Here is an 802-nt window from a genome sequence, read left to right on the forward strand (position 1 = left end):
CTTAGGTACATCTTGCGCGGGCGGCGGTGGAGATTGATTCGATGAATCAATGGTGCTCTTCTCTTCTACTTTAGAAGGCTGCTCATACTTCTTAACTAACTCACCCAAGGACGCATCAGGCAAGACTCCCGCTTTGGCAAGCTGTTCGTTCAGCGAGTGAGTTAGGCTATCCAGTTCGGGTAAAAGAGCCGCTTCCAAAATTTTGAACGCGCGTCGCTCAAGAGCAAGTTCCTGAAGATATGGGTGCATTGCTGTCTGAAAAGCATAAACCAGTCTTTCGGGCCCCAAGGGACTGCCGCTGCCTCCCTCACTTCGATAGCCCATCGAATCGGTACGCATCTTTAAAAGCAGCAAGGGTGAGCGCAAACTCTGCTCTAGCTTCGTTGTGAGCACCTTACTTATTAACCAATCCTCAAACTCTCCTTTCGCGACAAGGTCCAAGTCCGAGGAGTTATTCTCAATGATATTTTTGCGGCCTCGAGGAGCAACACTAAGGATCTCGTTACTGATTTTCGCCAAAATAGTAGACTCGAACTTCTCGATTCTATCCGCGATATTCATTCTGGCATTGGCGATCTGATCCGTTTGCGAATTAACGGCTTCATCACGCACCGCTTGTACGACAAGAGGAAGCGCACTTTCATAAACGTTCTTCGTAGATTGTTCTATTAGTCTCAAACATCGCTCAATGATCGACGTATGCTGCACGGACAATTTAGGAGTTGAGTCGTTCGCGTATCTCTCTTTTAGAAAGCTAACAACCTCAGGGTATTGATTGACGAAGCGAAGCCCTGCCGTATTG

At 47.6% G+C, this 802-nt stretch carries 1 protein-coding gene; it reads right to left on the reverse strand.

Annotation, left to right across the window (positions count from 1 at the left end; genetic code table 11):
- Positions 1 to 708 (reverse strand): DUF1631 family protein (locus tag A3750_RS02460; protein WP_255374858.1); only part of this gene is annotated, 708 nt, incomplete at its 3' end.
- Between the last annotated feature and the right edge of the window lie 94 nt (positions 709 to 802).

The sequence above is a fragment of the Oleiphilus sp. HI0079 genome (genome assembly GCF_001635105.1).